11 protein-coding genes are annotated in these 16914 nt (G+C 71.5%); 4 read left to right on the top strand and 7 right to left on the bottom strand.

The annotated features are described in order from the left end of the window. Positions 1-226 precede the first annotated feature (226 nt). Positions 227-1270: an alcohol dehydrogenase catalytic domain-containing protein gene (locus tag ACRDSK_RS14495; RefSeq protein WP_431441250.1), complete on the top strand. Its 1044-nt coding sequence runs from the start codon at positions 227-229 to the stop codon at positions 1268-1270. A 9-nt stretch (positions 1271-1279) separates the two neighbouring features. Here ACRDSK_RS14495 and ACRDSK_RS14490 read toward each other — a convergent pair whose 3' ends face one another. The 3 genes from ACRDSK_RS14490 to ACRDSK_RS14480 all read right to left on the bottom strand — a co-directional run bounded on the left by ACRDSK_RS14490 (position 1280) and on the right by ACRDSK_RS14480 (position 7008). Beyond that, positions 1280-3880 carry an ATP-binding protein gene (locus ACRDSK_RS14490; RefSeq protein WP_431441248.1) on the bottom strand — a complete coding sequence of 867 codons (2601 nt, stop codon included), beginning with the start codon at positions 3878-3880 and terminating at the stop codon, positions 1280-1282. Positions 3881-4178: 298 nt separating this feature from the next. Next, the gene (gene fusA / locus ACRDSK_RS14485) at positions 4179-6197 is read right to left on the bottom strand and encodes an elongation factor G (protein ID WP_431441246.1); all 2019 of its coding nucleotides are present in this window, start codon (positions 6195-6197) and stop codon (positions 4179-4181) included. 307 nt (positions 6198-6504) lie between these two features. Then, positions 6505-7008, bottom strand: a complete 504-nt coding sequence (locus tag ACRDSK_RS14480) for a pentapeptide repeat-containing protein (RefSeq protein ID WP_431441245.1) — start codon at positions 7006-7008, stop codon at positions 6505-6507. A gap of 253 nt (positions 7009-7261) precedes the next feature. Between ACRDSK_RS14480 and ACRDSK_RS14475 the strand changes: the two genes are divergently transcribed. Next, positions 7262-8785, top strand: a complete 1524-nt coding sequence (locus ACRDSK_RS14475) for a hypothetical protein (protein WP_431441243.1) — start codon at positions 7262-7264, stop codon at positions 8783-8785. 130 nt (positions 8786-8915) lie between these two features. Here ACRDSK_RS14475 and ACRDSK_RS14470 read toward each other — a convergent pair whose 3' ends face one another. Continuing rightward, positions 8916-9098, bottom strand: coding sequence for a hypothetical protein (locus tag ACRDSK_RS14470; protein ID WP_431441241.1), 183 nt, complete (start codon positions 9096-9098; stop codon positions 8916-8918). A gap of 17 nt (positions 9099-9115) precedes the next feature. Then, positions 9116-9421 (bottom strand): YbaB/EbfC family nucleoid-associated protein, encoded by a 306-nt coding sequence (locus ACRDSK_RS14465; RefSeq protein ID WP_431441240.1) that lies wholly within the window; start codon positions 9419-9421, stop codon positions 9116-9118. A 124-nt stretch (positions 9422-9545) separates the two neighbouring features. Here ACRDSK_RS14465 and ACRDSK_RS14460 point away from each other — a divergent pair, with 124 nt between their 5' ends. Further along, positions 9546-12422 (top strand): BTAD domain-containing putative transcriptional regulator, encoded by a 2877-nt coding sequence (locus tag ACRDSK_RS14460; RefSeq protein ID WP_431441238.1) that lies wholly within the window; start codon positions 9546-9548, stop codon positions 12420-12422. Positions 12423-12657: 235 nt separating this feature from the next. Here the strand turns inward: ACRDSK_RS14460 and ACRDSK_RS14455 are convergent, their stop codons facing one another. After that, positions 12658-13569: a glycerophosphodiester phosphodiesterase gene (locus ACRDSK_RS14455; protein WP_431441237.1), complete on the bottom strand. Its 912-nt coding sequence runs from the start codon at positions 13567-13569 to the stop codon at positions 12658-12660. Positions 13570-13748: 179 nt separating this feature from the next. Between ACRDSK_RS14455 and ACRDSK_RS14450 the strand changes: the two genes are divergently transcribed. Then, a complete protein-coding gene (locus ACRDSK_RS14450; RefSeq protein WP_431441236.1) occupies positions 13749-14567 on the top strand; it encodes a cyclase family protein in 819 nt (272 codons plus the stop codon). A 4-nt stretch (positions 14568-14571) separates the two neighbouring features. Here the strand turns inward: ACRDSK_RS14450 and ACRDSK_RS14445 are convergent, their stop codons facing one another. After that, positions 14572-16869, bottom strand: coding sequence for a putative bifunctional diguanylate cyclase/phosphodiesterase (locus ACRDSK_RS14445; protein WP_431441234.1), 2298 nt, complete (start codon positions 16867-16869; stop codon positions 14572-14574). Between the last annotated feature and the right edge of the window lie 45 nt (positions 16870-16914).

The following is a 16914-nucleotide window of genomic DNA, read 5'->3' as shown; positions in this document are numbered from 1 at the left end:
GAGTCCGACACGGGCTCGGCACCCCGCTCGGCGATCGCCTGTCCGGCGGCGGCAATCGCGAGCACGGCCAGCACGGCGAACCCGGCGAGCACCCGCCGCGGCGACTCGATCAACTTCGTCACGGCGCGACTGTAGCCGCCGGCAGGTGTCGCATATTGCGACCCGCGGCAGGTTGTGCCGGAGCTAGCGTTGACGGACGCACTCAGCCGACCAGACGGAGGCAGAGATGAAGGCGCTCGTCTACCACGGTCCGGGAAACAAGTCATGGGAGGACGTGCCCGACGCGGCCGTCCAGGAGCCCACCGATGTGGTCGTCCGGGTCGACACCACCACCATCTGCGGCACCGACCTGCACATCCTGCAGGGCGACGTCGCCGCGGTCACCGACGGTCGGGTGCTCGGCCACGAGGCGGTCGGCACGGTGACCGAGGTCGGCGACGCCGTGAAGGGCTTCGCCGTCGGCGACCGGGTGCTGGTGCCGGCGATCACGAAGTGCGGGCGGTGCGAGTACTGCCAGCGCGGCATGCCGTCGCACTGCCAGACGGTCGGCGGCATCGGCTGGATCTTCGGCCACCTGATCGACGGCACCCAGGCCGAGCTCGTCCGCGTGCCGTACGCGGACACCTCGCTGTACGCGGTCCCCGACGACGTGACCAACGAGCAGGCGATCTTCCTCGCCGACTCGCTGCCCACCGGCTACGAGGTCGGCGTGCTGGCCGGCGAGGTGCGGCCCGGCCAGACCGTCGCCGTGGTCGGCGCCGGGGCGGTCGGCCTGTCCGCGATCCTCACCACCGGTCTGTGGGGCGCGTCGAAGGTGATCGCCGTGGACACCAACAAGTTCCGCCTCACGAAGGCGCACGACTTCGGCGCGACGGACGTGATCGAGGCGGGCCCGAACACCACCGAGGACGTGCTCGCGCTCACCGACGGCCTCGGTGTCGACGTGGCCATCGAGGCCGTCGGCTACCCCGAGACGCTGCTCACCGCGGCCTCGCTGGTCCGCCCCGGCGGGACCATCGCGAACATCGGCGTGCACGGCGTGCCGGTGGAGCTGCCGATGCAGAACCTGTGGATCCACAACGTGAAGCTGACGATGGGCCTGGTGGACACGGTGTCGATCCCGACACTGCTGAAGATGGTCGGCAGCGGCCGCATCCCCGCGGAGAAGATGGGCACCCACACGTTCGGCTTCGGCCAGCTCGACGAGGCCTACGACGTCTTCAAGAACGCCGCGGCCAACGAGGCGCTGAAGGTCGTCATCAACGCGTAGAGAGGCCGGCTAGGCCGACATCAGCCCCGCTCGGACGCGGTTCTCATGTGGGTGGCCGATTTCGTGGTAGATCAGCAGGGCGCCGTGCAGTGCGGCGGCGGCCCGGGCGTTCGCGATGTCCTTCAACGCGTAGGCGAGACGTTCCAGGGAGACGGCTTCCCAGTACCGGTCCCCCAGTCGGCGATCGATCGTGACGGCCCGCTCGTAGCACTTCGCCGCGGTCGTGTCGCGGCCCAGCGCGCGCTCGATGTCGCCGAGGTTGAGCAGGACGTCGGCCTCGCCCTCCTGATGGCCGATCGACTTGTAGAGCTCCAGTGCCCGGACGCACAGCGGCTGCGCGTGCTCGTGCCGGGCCAGCAGGCACAGCTGACGCCCCATCGCGTTCAACGCGTCCGCGTGGCCGAGCTGGTCGTCGGAGTCGCGGATCATCTCCCACGCGGTGCGGGCGTGGTTGAACGCGCGGTGATGGTCGTCGCGCGCGTCGAGCACCCTGGTGAACGCGAGATGGTTCTTGAACGAACCACCATTGTCGTGGCGGGCCAGGTAGATCTCGGCGGACCGGTCGAGAAGCTCGCCCGCCTCCTCGAACTGACCGAGTCTGGACACGGCGGTCGCCAGGTGGCGGGAGATCGCCGCCTCGCCGAGGTCGCCGCTCCCGCGGACCACGGCCAGCGCGGTGCGGAGAATGGCGACCCGCTCGGACCACCGGCCGGTGCGCCGCAGAAATGTCGTGGCCGCCCAGGCCAGTCGCCAGGCACGGTCGGCGAGCCCGTTCTCCGCGGCGAACCCGACCAACGCCTCCAGCGTGGCGTGCTCGACGGTGAACCAGGCCATCGCCGTGTCGTACCCGTCGACGGCCGAGTCGACCGGCCGCACGGCGGGGCCTACGTCGCCGCGGCCGTAGCGGTGCGGCTGGATGAGCCGGTCGGCCAGCAGCGCCGTGCCGAGGTAGTGCTCCACGAGGCGGATCGCCGCGGCGTGGCGCTCGGTGTCGGTCCTGACCAGCTCGGCGGCGTAAGCGCGGAGCAGGTCGTGGAAGCGGAACCGGCCGGGCAGGTACTCGGTGACCAGGTGCGCACCGGTCAGCTCGCGCAACGCGGTCGGCGCCTGGTCGCCGGCGAGCACCCGGCACGCGGTCGGGCAGATGTCCGCACCCGGGTGGATCCCCAGCAGCCGGAACACACGTGCGGCCTCGACCCCGAGCACCGCGTAGGACCACGAGAACACCGCGCGCAGGCTCAGGTCGGTCTCTCCCAGGTCCAGCACGTCCAGCCGGCGGTGCTCGTCGCGGAGCTCCTGGACCAGGCCGTCGAGGGACAACGCCGGCTGGCTCGCGGCGCGGGCCGCGGCCACGCTGAGCGCCATCGGCAGGTGGACACACAGTTCGACGAGCTCGGCGGCGGCGTCCGGCTCGGCCTCGACGCGCCTGCGGTCGACCCGCTCGGCGAGCAACGCCAACGCATCGGCGTCGGACAGCACGCCGAGTGCGATGCGCTGGGCACCGTCGCGAACCAGGAGGCTGACCATGCGGTTGCGGCTGGTGATCACCACGACGCACGTCGAGTTGCCGGGCAGCAGCGGGCGAACGTGCTCACTGGAGCGCGCGTTGTCCAGCACGATCAACATGCGCCGCTCCGCGAGCAGGCTGCGGTAAAGGGCACTCTTCGTGTCGACATCGGCCGGAATGGCCTGCGCCGACACGCCGAGCGCCTGCAGGAACCCGTGCAGCGCCTGGTCGGCGTCCATCGGCTCCTGCTCGTCGAAGCCGCGGAGGTTGACGTGCAGCTGCCCGTCGGGGAACTGGTCGCGCACCCGGTGCGCCCACGTGAGTGCGAGCGCGGTCTTGCCGATGCCGGCCATGCCGTCGATCGTCGCGACGACCAGGCCGGCCGGCTCACCAGCCTCACCGGGCTCGTCGATGAGCCGCGTGAGGCCGGCGAGCTCCGCGTCCCGACCGACGAACTGCCGGGTGCTCGGCGGCAGCTGGTGCAGCACCGGGATGACCGCGGGCCGCGGCGGCTTGGCGCGGACACCGGGTTCGGCGTCGACCAGCCGAACCCACGCCTCGGCATCGGTCTCCTTGGCGACGACGCGAATCCGGCGGAACGTGTCGCGGCCGGCGGTCGCGCTGTGCCACACGACCTCGTCGAAGAACCAGGTGGACGTGATCAGGGCCAGCAGACCCGTCGACCGCGCGTGCGCCTGTTTGAACTCCGCCGCGTCCAGCAGCCGGAACGCCAGGTTCACCGACCGGCCCGCGACGCCGTGCTCGTCGTGGTGGATCTCGCCGGCGTGCAGGGACAGCCGCAACCGGATGCGCTCGTTCTCCGGCCGCCCCGCGTTGTACGCCCGCAGCGCGGCGACGAGCCGGTCCGGCAGTCTCTCCACGAGAAGGCTCTTGGCCACCGTGGCCGGGATGACCACGAGGACGCCGTCGCCGCGATCCTCGCGGTGACACTCGTCCCAGGAGACCCCCGCCTCCTCGAGTGCTCGGCGCAGGGACTCGTACAGCCCGCGGCGGACGGTGAGCTGGTCCAGGTTGGTCCGCTCGCCGAACGCGGACACGTCCACGACGAGCACCGTCCGGTGCACCGCCGGTGGCACGTCCACCGGTGGGTCTCCACCCGGCAGCTGAATGAGCGACCTCGGGCGTCCCTTCCGGATCAACACCCTCGAGTCGGACCAGTCGCGGCACGGCATCATGCGTACACCCCCAAGTGCATGTGCACATGCACGTGCATGAGCACAGTGTGACTGTGCCCTGACCCGTTGCAGGGATCAACATCAATTGAGGCCTACCCCTGTCCCGTGCGCCGAGCGGCGCCGACAACGCGTCCAGCGGCAGCAACGCTTTAGCCGAGCTGATGGGATGGCCCCGTCCCTACGCGGACGGGGCCATCCCTCGTGCTCAACCGGCCGTGGCCCTGGAGGGGGTCGGCGCGTATCCCGCCGGCCGGACGGTGAACGTGCCCCGGCCGTGCGTGCGGCTGCGCAGGCGGTTGGCGTACCCGAACAGCTCCGACAGCGGCACGGTGGCGGTGATCGTCACCGTGCTGCCGCGGGTGGTCGACGCCGTGACCCGGCCGCGGCGCATGGCCAGGTCACCCAGGACGCCGCCCAGCTCGTCCTCCGGGACGGTGACCGCGATCTCCGTCACCGGCTCCAGGAGCGTCATCTCGCTGGCACGTAACGCTTCCCGTAGGCCGAACCGGCCCGCGAAGCGGAACGCCAGCTCCGACGAGTCCTTCACGTGGGTGGCCCCGTCGGTGAGGGTGACCGCCAGCCCGGTGACGGGATGACCGCCGAGCGGGCCTTCGGACAAGGCGTCCCGGCAGCCCGCCTCCACGGCGCGGACGTACTCGCGAGGCACCCGGCCGCCGACGACCGCGGACCGGAACACGAAGTCCGCGCCGGCAGGCAGGGGCGCCACGTCGAGCACGACGTGGGCGAACTGGCCGGCACCGCCGTCCTGCTTGACGTGCCGGTACACCAGCCCCGATACACCGGACACGACCGTCTCCCGGTAGGCCACCTCCGGCCTGCCGACGCCGATCTCCAGCCCGCGGCTGCGACGGATCTTCTCCACCGCCACCTCCAGGTGTAGTTCTCCCATACCTGACAACACGGTCTGACCGGTCTGGGCGTCGTTCCGCACGGTCAGCGACGGGTCCTCCTCGGCCAGCCACGCCAACGCCGTCGCCAGCCGTTCGGTGTCGCCGGCCCTGCGTGCCTCGACCGCGACGGAGACCACCGGCTCGGTGGCCGCGGGCGGTTCGAGCAGCACCGGCGCCGACGGCACGCACAGGCTCGCACCTACGCGGGCGGCCTTCGGACCGACCAGGGCGACGATGTCACCGGCCGTCGCCTCCGTCAGTTCCGTGTGCCGGTCCGCGTGCACCCGGAGGATGCGCGCGATCCGCTCGGTGCGTCCGGCACCGGCGTCGAGCACCGACTCTCCCTTATGGACGGTTCCGGAGTAGACCCGTACGTAGGTCAGCCTTCCCGTCGCGGTCGCGACCACCTTGAACACGAGCCCGGCGAACGGTGCCGCCGGATCGGCCGGGCGGTCCCGCGCCACGCCGCGCGGCGACACGTCCACCGGCGACGGCAGGTACTCGACGACAGCCGTCAGCAGTGGCTCGGTCCCGCGGTTGCGGTAGGCCGAGCCGCACAGCACGACCACGCCGTCGCCACTCCTGGTCAGGTCGCGCAACGCGGCGGTCAACGACGCGACGGAAATCGCGGCGTCCGCGCAGAACTCCTCCAACGCGCCCGCGTGGCGTTCCGCCACCGACTCCTCCAGTACTCGCCGTCGGCGCCGTGCTTCGTCGAGCAACGCATCGGGCACCGGGCCTTCTTCGAGGGTGTCGCTGGCCCAGCGCAGCGAGCGCATGTGGACAAGGTCGACCACACCGGTGAACTCCTCCTCCTGTCCGATGGGAAACTGGACCACCAGCGGCGTCGGGTGCAGCCGCTCGCGGATCGACGCGACGGCCGCGTCGAGGTCGGCGCCCGCGCGGTCCATCTTGTTGACGAACGCGATCCTCGGCACGCCGTGCCGGTCCGCCTGCCGCCACACCGACTCGGTCTGCGGCTCGACACCGGCGACGCCGTCGAACACCACGACCGCGCCGTCGAGCACCCGCAGCGAACGCTCGACCTCGTCGGAGAAGTCGACGTGCCCCGGGGTGTCGATCAGGTTGATCCAGTGGTCATCCCAGGCGCAGCTCACGGCCGCCGCGAAGATGGTGATGCCGCGGTCGCGCTCCTGGGAGTCGAAGTCGGTGACGGTCGTCCCGTCGTGGACCTCACCGCGCTTGTAAGTGGTTCCCGTCGCATAGAGGATCCGTTCGGTGAGGGTGGTCTTGCCCGCGTCGACGTGGGCGAGGATGCCCAGGTTGCGGACGTGGGTCAGCTTGTTGCGCACGGCGCATGCCCTTCGAGGTGATCAGGAACAAGGTCGGCGCGATGCACGGGACGAACGGCACGCGAGCTCAGTCAGCGTGCAGTGGCTGGAGATTCGTTACGTCACCGGTTCCGGAGCCGGGCGCGCAGCCGGCACCGGAACACCGAAGAAATCAGGATCACCTCGAACCGCGAACGGAGAACGGCGTCGTGACGGAACACGGCCGGCCTCCTCACATGTCGCGGCCGCGCCACGGATGCGGGCGCGGGTTCGGCAGCACTGTAGCCGAACCGGAACCGGCGGCGAACCGAATTTCGGAACCCTCGACCTACTTCTCGTCCTTCGGGGCATGCACCAGCAGTCCCCACCGTCCATCCTGGACGCCGTGCGGCCGTTCGCCGGTCTCCTCGATCACCGTCCCGGTGAACACCGCGCCCGAGCGGAACTCCGCCTCGTCGAAGTTCGCGCGCCCGAACACCGCGTCCAGCCCGAACCGCGCTCTGTCGGGCCAGACGTCGCCGGTGAAGGTGGCGCCAGTGAAGTCGGCCGCGGTGACGCGGCAGCCGATCAGGTTGGCCGGACCGAGCAGCGCACCGGTGAGGTCCAGGCTGACACCGGACCAGAAGGTGTCGGCCGGCTCTTCCTCGTTGCCGACGAGGAGATGGCGGAACAGGATGGCCTGCGCGGTCCGCCGGACCTGATGCTCCTGGCCGCCTTGCCGTACAGGTCGGTGATCCGGCGGGCCTCGGCGTCCTCGACAGTGGCGGCATGCGCCGCGAGCGTCTGGTTCAGGCTCAGCTCCGAGGTCCGCTGCCTGCGCGCGGTCAGCCACAACGCGGCCGCACCGCCGGTGCCCAGCACGATCGCGCCGGCCGTCTTGATGGCGTCCAGCTGGGCGGTGTGCTGACCGTCGCGGCTCCACCGGCGACCGGTACACCAGCAGCGACATCGGCGGGGAAGGCGGCGGGGGAAGCAGATCCGGGGACGGCGGCTGCGAGCTCACCCGCTCATCATTTCGATCCCCGGCCGGCCACGGGTGCGAATCCCGAGCGAACGCGGGCGCGGATCGGGCTATGGTCCGTGGGATGGACTCGCCGGAGGTGTGGCTCGACAGGGTGCTCGCCGCGTCGGATCCGTGGCTGGTCGCGGACACCGAGCCGTTGCCGCCGGGTCTTGTCGAGGTGGTCGAGGATCGCTTTCCGGGCACGGAGCAGCGCCGGCTGCTGGTATGGCTGCTCGGCAGGTCCGGCGAGGACGGCGTCCGTGCGCTCGCGCGCCTGCTCGAGACGGCCGCCGGCATCGAAGCCGTCGACCTGCTCGCCACACTCGCTCACATCGGGCCCACCCACGCGAGTCCCGCGACCGTTCGCCGGCTCCTGGCCGATCCCAAGGCGGGTCGGGTCGCCGCCGACCTCGCCGGCTTGTCCGGTGACCACTCCTTCGTGCCGGACCTGGTCCCGCTGCTGGACGACCGGGAGCGCGGAGGCAACGCCGCGATCGCCCTGGGGCGGCTCCACGCCCACGAGCACACCGCGCGGATCGCCCGTCGGCTGCGTCGGCTCAAGGGGCTCGAACGCCAGCGTTTCGTCATCGCTCTCGAGCTGATGGGCGATCCCGCGGCGGTCCCCGAGCTGCTTCGAGGACGATTCGACGGGGAAGTCCACCACGCGTTGGCGCACCTGACCGGCCGCCATCCGCTGGTCGAGAACTTGCGGAACCCGCGTGCGATCCGGGCCGCCTGGCGCTCGGTGGACGTGACCGAGCCGGCCCGGCCGGATCTGAGGGACGTCCAGGTCGGCGAGACTCGTGCCGATTTCGTGCTCGACGACGGCCTCGGGCGAATCCTCATCGACGACGACCCGCCGACGCCCGGGTCACTGTGGCCGCGGTGGGGCAGGTCGCTGATGGTCGCCGGCACACCGGTGTACAACCTCGGCTCGACCTGCGGCACCTGCGAGCTGACCATGAGACTGACCGGTTGGCCACCCGAGTCCGCGGTCGAGTCGTCCACTCGGCTGCGAGACCGGCTCGCCGATCTCCCGCGGCTGGACGCCGACCTGATCGACGCCGCGCGGCCGCTGCTGGTCGCCATGCCCACCGGGCACTACCGGACGTTCCTGCTCGACCTGGACCTGGAACGGGTCAGCGACCCCGAGATGTCCTGGTGGCACCGCAGGACGCAGCGGCGCGGTGACAACGACGACGACGAGCTCGACGAGCCGTACTGGCCGGGCGCCGAGCACTTCCAGCTACGGGACACGATCCCGGGCTCTCCCCCGGCCTACTGCGTGGTGATGCCGTCCCGGTCGCCGGAGCTGCTGCGCGACGAGCGCGTCGCCGAACACGCGGCCGCCATCGCGGCGGGTGCTCGTCCGGCCGCGCTGCTGTGGGGCTGGGTCGACGACCGCTACGTACAGGCGGAGCACCACGAACGGTTCCTCGTGGCCGTCGTCCTGGACGGTCACCACAAGCTGACCGCGTACGCGCGCGCCGGCGTGCCGGCGCGCGTAGTGATGCTCTCCAGGACGGAGGACAACTGGGGGCCGCCCGAGGACCGGGATCGCTACCTGATCGAGGTGACGGCGCCGCTGCGAACCGCGGCGAGCTGAGCCGGTGCGCGCGAGGACTCACTCGGTCGGCGTGACCTCCCACATGTCCGGGTTTCCGGCCGCGTCGGGCATGCGCTGAGGTGTGTCCCCGGCTTCGGCACCCGAGCCCGGCGCCGGCAAGCCATGAAAATCATTGGCCAACGTATTCAGGGTCACCTTTCCCTGACCAGTTGACCCATCTTCCGGACGGATTTCGCACCCGCACGGTGCCGAAGTCGCCGCCGACCGGGTGGTCGATCGTCAGCGAGGCCGCCCTCTCCTCGGCCAGCCGTACCCGCCTGAAGCCGTCCTCGATCGCGTCGACCTTGGCCACCAACCTTGCCCACCGGCTCATTCGGCCACCCTCCCCAGGACTTGGTCCGCCCAGGCACGCGCTTCCTCGCCGGCGCTGGCCCGGGCCAGTCCGACGGCCTCCACGGTGTCCGGGCCGATGGTCTGCGGGTGTGCCTGGCGCATCGCGTCACTGTGGACGGTGATGTCCACGAGCAGCCCGTCCCCGGTGACCTCCGCCCTGACGAAGCCACTGCGGGAGATGCCGACGAACCGGTGGTCGGCAAGCTCGGCGGCCATCGCGGTGAGCTCGGCTGCAGTCCGTTCGTACCAATGGACCTCTGTCGTCGGCCGTCCTCCCGGCACGTATGCTCCCCTCCTGGCCTCCAACTGAGACGCCGGAAGCTACGAGGGTCGGCTACACCGAAGCTAAGTCGTGGCTAAACGGTTGGTCGAAACGGTACGGCTCGATCGGGGAGGGTCGCCGCGCGTGAGGATCCGGCTCCTTGGGCCGCTGGAGGTTTACGACGGCTCCCGCTGGACCGACGTCGGAGTCCCGAAGCTGCGGTCGCTGATCGCCACGCTGCTCGTCCGTCCGCGCCAGGTGGTGCCGATCGAGCAGCTCGTCCACGAGCTGTGGGGCGAGGCACCGCCGAAGACCGCCACGACACAGGTGCACGGTTACGTACTGCGGCTGCGCCGGCTCCTCGGCGACTCGGACGGCAGGCTGCTGGTCACCGCGGCGCCCGGCTACCGGCTCCTGCTCGGTGAGGATCCCGATGCCCCGGACACCGACGCCCAGCGGTTCGAGCTCCTCGCCGCCGAGGGCCACGGCCAGCATCGGTCCGGCAGGCCCGACCTCGCGGCGGAGCTGCTCGGCGAAGCACTCGCCCTGTGGCGCGGCCCCGCGTTCGCCGACGTGCCGGAGTCGGCGGCGATCGCGGCGGAGGCGACCCGGTTCACCGAGCAGCGGTTGACCGCGCTGGACGCCCGCATCGACGCCGACCTCGAATGCGGCCGGCACACCATGCTGATCGGCGAGCTGCAACACCTCGTCGAGGAGCACCCACTGCGCGAGCAGGCCTGGCACCGGCTCATGCTCGCGCTGTCCCGCGGCGGACGGCAGGCGGAGGCGCTGCAAGCATTCCAGCGGGTACGCACGATCCTGGTCGACGAACTCGGCGTCGAGCCGGGTACGGCACTGCGCGAACTACATCAACAGGTGCTGGCGGGCGAGGTCGAGACCGCGCCGCGCGAGGCCGGGCCACCCGCCGTCGTCGTGCCGCAGGTCTCCCAGCTCCCGGCAGACGTACCCGACTTCACCGGCCGCCGCGCGCCGCTCGACGCGCTGGGCGAGCTGCTGGCCGACCGCTCCCCCGAGACGCCGCCGCCGGTCGCGGTGATCTCCGGCGGCCCCGGGATCGGCAAGTCGACCCTGGCCCTGCACGCCGCACGCCGCGCGTCGCCGGACTTTCCGGACGGCCAGCTCTACCTCGACCTCGCCGGCACCTCGCCCGACCCGCGGGACCCGGCGGTGCTGCTGGCCGAGGTGCTGCACGCCCTCGGTGTCACCGGGGCCGCCGTGCCCGACGGTCTGCACGCGCGGGCCGCGCACTACCGGTCGCTGCTCACCGACCGCCGGATGCTGCTCGTCCTCGACGACGCCGGGCACGCGGACCAGGCCCGCTGGCTGCAGCCACCGAACGGGAACTGCGCCGTGATCATCACCAGCCGCGCCGTGCTCACCGACCTCCCCGGCGCCCGGCACGTCGAGCTGGACGTGCTCGACGACGCGGAGGCGCATGACCTGTTCACCCGCATCGTGGGCGCCGGCCGCACCGAAGGCGAACCCGAGCACGCCGCAGCGATCCTGCGTGCGTGCGGGCACCTGCCGCTCGCCATCCGGATCGCCGCGGGCAAGCTCCTCGGCCGGCCGGCATGGTCGCTGCGGGTGTTGCGGGAGCGCTTGGAGGACGAGTCACGCAGGCTGTCCGAGCTGCGGCTCGGCGACCTCGGCGTGCGCGCGAGCTTCGACCTGTCGATGCGTCTGCTGCCGGACGACGCCATCACCGCGCTGCGGCTGTTCGGCATCCTCGGCCCGCAGACAGTGCCGGGCTGGGTGGTCGGCCCGCTGCTCGACCGCGCCGGCACCGACGACGTGCTCGACACCCTGGTCGACGCGAACCTGGCGCGGTTGACCACGACCGACGCCACCGGCCAGCCCCGCTACCGGCTGCACGACCTGCTCCGCGCGTACGCGGCCGAGGGCGCCGAGACGATCCCGCACGCCGAGCGCCGTGCCGCGGTCGCCCGGCTGCTCGCCACCTGGCTGGACCTCGCCACGCGCGCCGCGGACGCGATGCCGCCGAGCCTGTTCCGCCCGCCGCCGGGGTCGGCAGCACGTCTCCGGGCCCGCGACGCCATCGAGCGACGGGTCGTCGCCGACCCCGTTCGCTGGTTCGGCACCGAGCGGGCCGCACTGCTGGGCGCGGTGCGGTTGGCCGCGGACTGGGAGCTCGCCGAGCTCGCGTGGGAGCTCGCGACGGTCGCGGTGACCTACGACGACCACCTCAGCCGCTACGAGGACTGGCAGCGCGGGCACCAGGTGGCGCTCGGCGCGGTCCGGCGGGCGGGCAACCGGCACGGCGAGGCGGTGCTGCTGCGCGGCCTCGCACAGGTGCAGATCTACCGCGACGACTTCGCCGAGGCGACGGCGAACCTGCGGCGGTCGGTCGAGCTCTTCCGGCAGGTGGGTGACAAGCTCGGCGAGGGACTCGCGACCGCCGGGCTCGGCACCATCCACCGGGTCGTCGAGGAGCACGAGCCCGCGCTCGAACACGCCAGGCGGGCGTTGGAGCTCGTGAGCGCCGCGGGTGACCGGCACACCGAGGCACAGTTGATGAGCGCGATCGGCACGATCCACCTCGCGGGCGGCGACCACGTCGCCGCTCGCACCTGGTTCGACGACGCACTGGACCTGTGCCGCACGCTCGGCGACGAGCACCGCGAGGCGGTCGTGCTGCGGGAGATGAGCACCCTGCACGAGCCGGCCGAGGCGCTCGAGTGCCTGCGCCGCGCGCGGGACATCTTCACCGGCCTCGCCGACGACCGGTGTGTCGCCTACACCTTGGTGAAGTCCGGCCAGATCCATGCGACACAGGGCGAGCGCGACCGGGCGGTACCCGACCTCGAGCTCGCAGCGGAGATCTTCCACCGCAACGGCTCCCGGCTCGACGAGGCCCGGTGCTGGGAGCTGCTGGGCACTTTCGAGGCGGAGAACGGGAACCCGGCCGGTGCGCAACAGCACCTCGACCGGGCGCGCTCGCTCTGGCGGTCGGTCAGCGCGACCGACCAGCTCTCCGGCTGAGGGTGGTGGGCCGCCCCCTCGACGGTCCACCACCCTCGGGTCACCTCAGGCGATCCACTGGAACGAGGCGTTCTCGTTGTACGTGTTCACCAGGTTCTTGCAGGTGCCCGGCGCGATGCTTCCTCGTGCGGATCGTCCGCACGATGAGGAGCGTGCTCGGGATGGCTACATCGTGGCTAAGCCACACCTAACCGGGGCTGCTCAGGCCCGGGTTGGTCGCTTCCGACAGCCCGCGCTACGCCGCGGCCGGCTCGCGCTGTTCGTCGATGACGTCCGCCAGGACGTCCGGGTAGTTCGTGATGACGCCGTCCACGCCGTTCGCGAGCTGGGCGCGCATGTCGTCCGCGTCGTTGACCGTGTAGACGTAGCTCTCGAGGCCCGCCTCGTGAACCAGTTGCACGTAGGCCGCGTCGACGGTCGTGAAACCGGGGTTGATCTGGTCGGCCCACTCGGCGTACGCGGGGATCTCCGCCTCGTCGACCCGCCCCAGCAGCCCGTGCGGGATCGCGGGCAGCAGGTCCTGCGACCGCTTCATGGACGCCCAGTCGAAGCTCTGGATCACCAGCCGGTGCGCCTGGTGCGGCGGGGCGGGCTCCAGCCACCACGGGTCCTCGCGGAACTCGTCGGCGAGCTCCGCCTCGATGCCGGGGTACAACGCCGGCTCCTTGACCTCGAGCAGAAGCCCGACCGGACCGCCGCGCAGCACCGCGAGCGCGTCCGCCAGCGTGGGCACCGGCTCCCCCGCGAAGTCCGCGCCGAACCAGGACCCCGCGTCGAGCCTGCGCACCTCCGCCATGGTGAAGTCGGCGACGGCGTAGGAGCCGTGGTCGGGGAAGACCTCCTCGGCGTCGGTCGTCCGGACCAGGTCGGTGTCGTGTATCAGGATCAGCTCACCGTCGGCGGTGCGCTGCACGTCGACCTCGACCATGTCCGCACGCCGCGCCACACCGTCCTCGATGGCGGCCAGGGTGTTCTCCGGCGCATACGCCGAGGCCCCGCGATGCGCGACGTTGGTGACGTCTGGCCTGCCGTCCGCCTCGGCGGACCGCGGCGACAACCCGGCGCTGCCCGCGACCACGAGCGCTACGGCGAGCGCGGGCATGCCGAGCCGGCGGGCCAGGACGCGGGGGCGCATACGACGAGTCACGGAACTCCTCACCGACGGTAAGTGATTTTCTCACTATTTGCCCGATAGTGGCCGATTCCTACCCCGCACGCAAGGAAGAGGCTAAGGCCACTTGGGCCGGTGGGTGTCGGGGTGATACACCGTGCACGCCACTGTGCGGGCCACGCACGGCGGCTTCCGTGATCGGGAAGGTGTTCCGCATGCCGCAGAGGCGAAGGGTGCTGGCCGCAGGTATGGCCGGGCTGTTCGGGGCGTTGTCGTTGCCGGGCCGCACCGCGCAGGCTTCGGTCCCGCACGGCGGGCTCGACAAGCTCAAGCTGGTCAACCTGTCACACGTCAACGACCCGGCCACGACCAACGTGTTCCCCGGCGACCCGGCGTTCACGCTGGAGACCATCGCGACCGTCCCGGAGGACGGCTACTACTTGCAGTTCGTCCGCGAGGGCGAGCACACCGGCACCCACTGGGGCGCGCCAGGCCACTTCAACGAGGGTGCGCTGCTGGCCGACCAGATGGACCCCGAGGACCTGTTCCGGCCGGCGGTGAAGATCGACATTCGGAAGAAGGCCGCGGCGAACCCCGACTACGCGGTGACGATCGCGGACATCAAGGCCTGGGAGCGCCGGTACGGCCGGATCCCCGGCGGCTCCGTGGTCGTCCTGTGGACCGGCTGGGAGTCCCGCTGGGGCACCCCGGCGTTCCCGAACCTCGACGAGAACGGGGTGATCCACCAGCCCGGCTTCGCGATTCCGACCATCGAGTGGATGATCGACACCGGCCGCCTCGGGCGTCAGGGCGGCACCGGTACCGACACGTTCAGCCCGGACGTCGGCGAGGACGGCTCCTACACCGTGTCGGTGCTGGTGTACCAGCGGCACCGGATCAGCCTGGAGATCATGGCGAACCTGGCCAAGCTGCCCACCACGGGCGCCTGGGTGCTCGCGGGCGGACCGATCAACCGCAACGGGTCTGGCTCGACGGCCACGATCTTCGGCCTGATCCCACCCGGCGCCGACTAGTCGACTAGGGCGTAACCGCGAGGCGCAGCGCGGACAGCGGGCCAGGGCGACCGAACAGGTAGCCCTGGGCCAGGCCGCAGCCCGCACGCCCGAGCAGCGCGGCCTGCTCGGCCGTCTCGATGCCCTCGGCCACGACCGTGAAGCCGAGCTCCTCCCCCAGGCTGACCAGCGAACGGCACAGGGCGACGTCGCGGTCCGGTCGCACGCCCGTGGTCAGCGCCCGGTCCAGCTTGATCAGGTCGACCGGCAACGCGTGCAGCCAGGTCAGTGAGCTGTACCCGGCGCCGAAGTCGTCGAGGGCCACTCGCACGCCGAGTCCCTGTATCCGCCGGATCGCGTCGGCCCCGGCGGCGAGGTCGAGAACCGGCACCGTCTCGGTGATCTCGACGACGAGCCGGTCGGCCGGCACCTCGTACCGGGCGAGCGCGGCGGTGATGCTCTCCTCGAGCTCCGACGTGCCGAGGCGGCTCGCGCAGACGTTGACGTGCACGGTCAGGTCCAGCTCGGCCGCCGAGACCTCGCGGCAGGCCATGTCCAGCGCCAGCGCGTCCATCTCGGCACCGAGCCCCGCGCCTTCCGCCGCGCTGACGAACGAGTGCGGCGGGATCTGGGTCCCGTCCGGCGCGGTCCACCGGGACAACGCCTCCACCGCCACCGGGGCGTCGTCGCCCAGCCGCACGATCGGCTGGAACTCCATGGTGAAGCCGTCCGGCACGCCCCCCTTGGCGCGCCGCAGGAAGGTGATGAAGTCGGGCGGGCCGTCGGTCGACGGCCGGTACACCACCGTGGTGTCCTTGCCCAGCCGCTTGCCCGCGTACATCGAGGTGTCCGCCCGGCCGAGCAGGACGTCCGACGTGACCAGCGGCTCGTCGGGGTCCAGCACCACGAGACCCATGCTGGCGCGGACGGCGACCTGTGTGCCGTGCACCGCGAACGGCCGCCGCAGCGTGCCGCGGATCCGGTCCGCGACCGACTGCGGCGCGTCGACCACTCCTTCCAGCAGGATCGCGAACTCGTCGCCGCCGAGCCGGGCCACGGTGTCGGACGACCGCACGCAGCCGAGCAACCGCTGGCCGACCGCGTGCAGCACGACATCGCCGCCGCCGTGGCCGAACTGGTCGTTGACCTCCTTGAAGTCGTCCAGGTCGACGAAGATCAGCACGAGCGAGCCGCCGGCGGCGGAGCCCGCGGCGATGGCCCGGTCGAGGCGCTCGGCGAACAGCGTCCGGTTGGCGAGCTCGGTCAACGGATCGTGGAATGCCTGGTGCTCCAGCAGTTGCTGGCCTTCGTAGACCCGGCGCAGCAGCAACCGGTTGTCCAGCAGCGACAGCAGCTGCCGGGCCAGCACGAGGAAGATCACGATGACGCCGACGGAGACCTCGATCGCGTCAGGCCCCTGACCGAACAGCAGCTGGGCGCTGATCAACATGGCCACCGCCGCCACCGGCACGTACGGCAGGGCGAGTCGCCACCAGTCCACGGGCACGGTCTGGTTCTCGTTCGCGCGCCGGCTCGGCGTGGCCAGCAGCGCGTAGGCGATGAGCAGTGGCCCGAGGACGAACCCGGCGTCGGCCCAGGGCTTCATGCTCTCCGCGCCGATGCTGACCAGGTAGGCGAAGATAGCGTCGGAGCAGGCCAGTGCCACGATCCCGGCGGCGAGCAGCAGCAGGTTGGCCCGATACGGCCGATCGACCCGGTCGAACACCACCAGGAGCACCGCGACCACGACCAGGACCAGGTCCGTCAGCGGGTAGGCGATCGCCACCGCCCAGGTGAGCGCGTCCGGTCCGGTCGACTTCACCAGGCCGCCGAGCGCCGCCGCCCAGATCAGGATGAACATCGAGCCGGTCACGACGAGCCCGTCGAGCACCAGAGCGGCGCCGAAGTGCGCGTTCCACTGCTGCGGCAGCCACCGCTTGCCGTCCGGCCGCTCGCGCGCGCGGGCCAGGACGAACAGGCCCGCGAGCGCGAAGCCCGGGAACGTCAGGTAGCCGACGTCGGCCAACGAGGGCGAGGGCAGGCCCTCGCCCTCGACGAGCTGGTACCAGGACCAGAAGACCTGCCCGCAGGACCAGCCGGCCATGCCCAGCGCGAAGAGCACCCGCCACCAGCGCTGCGCCCCGCGCATTCGGCGGCCGACGAGCAAGCCGCACACGACCGCCGTCACCCCGGCGCTCAGCTGCATCGCGTTGTCGACCCACAGAGCGAACTGGTCGCCCCACAGCGCGAGGCCGTTCACCGCGATCAGGGCCGCCAGGACCACGATCAGCAGCACGCCCAGCTGGTAGCGCCGAACCTTCATGGCACCTCGTATGTCGTCCACCCGGCCCGACGGCGTTGTCGCGTG

The organism is Actinophytocola sp. (assembly GCF_050699915.1).
GTDB lineage: Bacteria > Actinomycetota > Actinomycetes > Mycobacteriales > Pseudonocardiaceae > Actinophytocola.
The sequence above is the reverse complement of the archived record's forward strand: the minus strand, read 5'-3'. Positions and strand labels throughout refer to the sequence as shown.

Bases quoted from the DNA above. Each gene is read 5' to 3' on its own strand.
- ACRDSK_RS14445 (WP_431441234.1), bottom strand. From the start codon at position 16,869: ATGAAGGTTCGGCGCTACCAGCTGGGCGTGCTGCTGATCGTGGTCCTG.
- ACRDSK_RS14495 (WP_431441250.1), top strand. From the start codon at position 227: ATGAAGGCGCTCGTCTACCACGGTCCGGGAAACAAGTCATGGGAGGAC.
- ACRDSK_RS14450 (WP_431441236.1), top strand. From the start codon at position 13,749: ATGCCGCAGAGGCGAAGGGTGCTGGCCGCAGGTATGGCCGGGCTGTTC.
- ACRDSK_RS14475 (WP_431441243.1), top strand. From the start codon at position 7,262: ATGGACTCGCCGGAGGTGTGGCTCGACAGGGTGCTCGCCGCGTCGGAT.